At 47.0% G+C, this 3173-nt stretch carries 3 protein-coding genes; 1 reads left to right on the top strand and 2 read right to left on the bottom strand.

The window, feature by feature from the left end:
• Window positions 1-1805: FISUMP domain-containing protein (locus Q0628_RS01725; protein WP_298767852.1), on the bottom strand; the 1805-nt coding region annotated here is incomplete at its 3' end.
• Window positions 1806-1814: 9 nt separating this feature from the next.
• Complete coding sequence (locus tag Q0628_RS01730; RefSeq protein ID WP_298767853.1) at window positions 1815-2645, bottom strand: TIGR02147 family protein; 831 nt, start codon at window positions 2643-2645, stop codon at window positions 1815-1817.
• Between the two features lie 261 nt (window positions 2646-2906).
• Here Q0628_RS01730 and Q0628_RS01735 point away from each other — a divergent pair.
• The coding region (locus Q0628_RS01735; protein ID WP_298767854.1) for a GSCFA domain-containing protein at window positions 2907-3173 on the top strand (267 nt) is incomplete at its 3' end.

The following is a 3173-nucleotide window of genomic DNA, read 5'->3' on the forward strand; positions in this document are numbered from 1 at the left end:
CCATGGCCAGGCAAGCCATAACCGGCTAGAATCGCTTCATAATATTTATTGCCCCCCTTTGCACGGCCAGAAATTTGAGTTACAAGAGAGCCCATGATATCGCCCGCGGCATTTTCACGGATTTCTTCAGGCGTCACCGCAGGTTCAAACAGATACTCCCCCACACCCTTAACACTAACCTTAAATAGACCATTTTCACCACGAATGTCAGCCAGAAGATCCAAGCCGAATCCCGTAGGATCTCCATAATTTGCCAACAGCAGGGTCAATGCAGGGCCCTGTCCAAGGCCATCGAGATAACTGAGCAAAGCATTCCAGTCTTCATACTTCGGCATGCGCCAACCTTCCGGACACACTTCAAAATTTATCGTCTCGAGCGAATCGATCACCTTATCCCAAAGCAAATTATCATCATCGTCCCGATAATCGCCATATTCATATATCTCATCACAATCTTCCTCAGCCCTACCTCGCCAATACAGCGTATCATCAGACGAACTCCCGTTCAAGTATTCAAGTGTTTTAACGTCAACACACCCTTCTTTAGTCGTGTACTTTCGATAAGACGAATCCAGACCATACAACGGAGAATACAACCGACCGTATACGGAGCAGTACGACGGATTGTCCATAAAGCAGCCGGAATATTCCGCAGCATACCTTAAATTTTCCGCCATCCAGGTCTGCGAAGTTCCACCCAAATCAATAGTCACCGTTTTATATTCCTCGCCATCGCGAGAATCAACCATCGTCCCAAACGTATGTGCAATATTCAACCGGCTCGTTTTGCGATACGCAAATTCCCAAGAACCGGACACGCACTTCAGTTCAATGAGTTCTCCCTGCAAATCGGCAAACGCCCCCTCGTTTTCAGACAAGCATTGTCCTACACCGAAAACGCTTGCCAACAGGTTCGCATAATAAGCCTTAAATTGCATGCACTCCTGATAAAAATCCTCATCCCTCATTTCAAAGGCCTTTCGCGAAGAGCTCAACAATCTCCAATAATGCGACTTTTCAACAGCTTCCGTCAAAGATTTTTTTGTATCTTCCGACAAACTTGCCAACAATCCAGACTCGCCAAGTTCCTCTTTCAAATGCTGTAGCAAATTAAACGGGACCAATTCATTAAACGCCTTGCGCCCCTCGGCCGCAATCGGCAAAGAACCAAAACCTAGCGCATTTGCAATTTCGGTTTCAGCCTGGGCCTTCGCCGCCACAAACGACATTCCAGATTCAGCCAGCTTCCGTATGCGATAGGTCGCCAAATGACTCAATCCATCAATCACAAAGGTATTTGCATCCCGGATATCCACAATCGCACTCAGCGATACTTCACCCGATACAGCTTCCAACAAGATAATCGGACTCCTCAGCGAAACACTATCAAAACTGGCCATTCCGTCGTCACCAGGAATCCTTTCTCCTGTGAGCGGATCTATGACGTCGCCCTTAAAGGACTCCGTAATCGTGGAATCATCCAGCGGCACAAGCGTCACCGTATCCAGTTCCGTCAGAACGATCTGTCCGCCATCATAAAAAACATTCGTCGGAACAGAAACAGAAACATCTTCTGACGAACCGGCCTCATTACCTGCCGGCGCATAATAAGCACGCCCTCTTAAAGAGATATTTTCGTACGCGATAACACTCGGCTCTTCCGAAGAGCCTCCCATCTGCGTTCCCGGAGTCGTTTCCACCTTTGAAATGACATTCCCTTCGTCAGTGGAACAGGCCGCGAACACCAAGGCGAGCGGCATCGCCATTTTGCAGACAAACTGCATAGCCATTTTTGAGTAATTCATGATATCCTCCTAACCTTTTTTTGAATTTCTGTTCGTCATCGGGAAAAACTGGATGTTCAGGCGGTACACCTCATCCGTTTCAGTTTCCCTCGTAGCAATTTCAATAATGCGCTTGCGGAACGCATTGATTTCAGCGACGATTTCGTCGTAGGCACTTTGCGTAATGCCCAAAGTCACGCCTGAAAAATGCCTTTCGTTTTGCGGCACACCCTCGATTGTATCAAGCGCAAGTTCGCCCATTTGGCGATGCAGGCCACGAATCACAGCGGGAGTGACCTCCATGGGTCCGGCCGTAATCGACCTGTTCGTCTGAATGTAATTGCCGTTTTCATCTTTCTGGAGCATATTCGCCTTCACCAGAAAGTTCAGCGAATCGCTGACTTCGGCAGCGGTAATTTTAGGACGGCACGCCTTTGCAAGCGCCAAGGGTTTTGCCCCCGGCATAGCGGGCGCCAGTTCGCGAAGCACCGGATTTTTCCAGCTTTCAAAATAGCGGAAGGCATCAGCCTCAATGATTTTCACCTTGCGGTTTTCCGCCATCGCCACCAGCTTCTGGAACGATTCCTTTTTCGCCTTGTCCGACTTCGCATGATCGAAGCGAACCAGTTCGCGGAAAAAGTCCAAGTCGCCACCGGACAAGTGCATCGCAGCACCAACGCGCCCGACAGCCGCTTCACTCAAGTTGAAGCGTCCCTCGCTCACATATTTAAGGTAAACCGGCGAAGAAAATCCCGCCGCAGACGCGAACTCCGGCCAGGTAAACGCGGATTTCGCCTTCTTGTCGGCGTAATAGTCCGCGATATACTGGCGGTAACTCGTATATTCAAGTATATCTTTCATTTGTCCTCCTCTTAACCCCCGAAAGCTCGGCCCAAGTTAAGCACATTCTAAATATAACCAATAAATTTTAAAAAATCAATAGTTTTTACAATAAATTTTTTGTTATTTTTCAAAATTTTAAGCATTTTTGAAATTTTGATATAAGAATTAAAGTTTTTCTACAATAAATATACATACAAAAACAATATTGTGTATCTTCTATCAGAAACGCCATTTGGCATTTTCAACCCTTGTTGCCTTTTTTCTATTTAAATTTGTAGCATGAATTTCTTCACGAAAGTAGACCTTCCCGTCACTGATTTCAAAATCGATTACAACAGCCGCTTGGCATTTTTCGGATCGTGCTTTGCAGACAACATAGCATCACGCTTAGCGGCAGCGAAGTTTCGGGTAACAGCATCACCATCGGGAGTGTTGTTCAACCCCGAGTCGATAGCCTCAGCCATAGAGCGATATAGCAAAGCAATAGCACCCATAGCAGAGGAGCTACACGAGGGAGATGAAGGGTGGTATAGCTTCGACTTTCAC

This window comes from uncultured Fibrobacter sp., from assembly GCF_937877005.1.
Taxonomy (GTDB): Bacteria; Fibrobacterota; Fibrobacteria; order Fibrobacterales; family Fibrobacteraceae; genus Fibrobacter.

Coding starts and splice junctions, on each gene's coding strand:
- Q0628_RS01730 (WP_298767853.1), bottom strand. CDS start 2,645: ATGAAAGATATACTTGAATATACGAGTTACCGCCAGTATATCGCGGAC.